Annotated in this window: 2 protein-coding genes; both read right to left on the bottom strand. The window is 59.5% G+C overall.

The genetic code is table 11. From position 1 onward, the window contains the following. Window positions 1-500 (bottom strand): flavin monoamine oxidase family protein (locus J2W40_RS20550; protein WP_310227830.1); only part of this gene is annotated, 500 nt, incomplete at its 3' end. Window positions 501-584: 84 nt separating this feature from the next. Continuing rightward, window positions 585-1005: RidA family protein (locus J2W40_RS20545; RefSeq protein WP_310227828.1), on the bottom strand; the 421-nt coding region annotated here is incomplete at its 5' end.

Raw genomic sequence — 1005 nt, 5'->3', positions numbered from 1 at the left:
CGCATCGGCTTGCCGCCAAAGGCTTCGGACGAATGGATATAGCCAGCGTGGTTCAGTTGAATGAACGGCTCCAGCGCGACGCCGAACTGTTTACAGTAGTGCAGCAGACACTTGTGGTGATGTGGGATGCGCCATGGGCCAGGGTTGAGATAGTTGCCGGGCGCGAACCCGACCTTTTGCACCGTTCCATCACTTTCGGTGAAAGTATCGCCACCACGCAGTGTATAATTGCGCCCGCCCGGACGATCCTGAAATTCAAGGATTTTTACCGCATATCCAGCCTTTTCCAGTTCATAGGCCGCTACCATGCCGGCCAGCCCCGCGCCCAGCACGACGACGGACGCCCCCGGCTTTGCGCCAGTCAGTGTCGGCGGTTTCTCAAACTGTGTTTCGGCTGCGTGGCCCAGCGTGGTCATCGCCTGATACATGGCCGCTGCGCCGCCCATCGTGCCGATCATGGTCAAGAGCTGACGACGACTTGGCTGTGCAATCTTGGTCATGCTCTACCCCGTTTCATAACCGGGCGATGGCGGCAAAGCGGGAGCATCGCCCTACAGGCTCCCGCCATAGATGGTCAGATGGGATCAGGGTGCCTTGGCCGCGATGACCTCGATCTCGATCAGTTGTTGTGGCCTGGCCAGCCCTGCGATCTGGAAAGCGGATCGCGTCGGCTTGTTGGGCTGGTCAGCGGAGCCGAAGAATTTCGTATAGGCGCGCATCATGCCGTCACGGTCCATTTTGCCGCCTAGCTTCGGATCGCCGACCAGGAATATGGTCATTTTGACGACGTCGCCCATCGAAAGGCCAAGATCGACCAACTGCGCCTTCATCTTGGTAAAGATCGACATCGCCTGCGCTTCGGTATCGCCATAGGCGTCGGGCGTGTCGGTAATCTTGGGGTCGATCGGCGAGGCGGTCGCACCCGACAGGAAATAGAGCGTGGAGCCGGTAGGTACAGTGGCGGAACTGGCGATCGGAGAAGCGTCGGTCTGCTTGCGCGTGATC

Origin of the sequence: Sphingobium xenophagum (assembly GCF_031457465.1) — a bacterium.
In the GTDB taxonomy this organism is placed as follows: Bacteria; Pseudomonadota; Alphaproteobacteria; order Sphingomonadales; family Sphingomonadaceae; genus Sphingobium; species Sphingobium xenophagum_A.
This window is presented reverse-complemented; position numbering and strand designations above follow the sequence as displayed.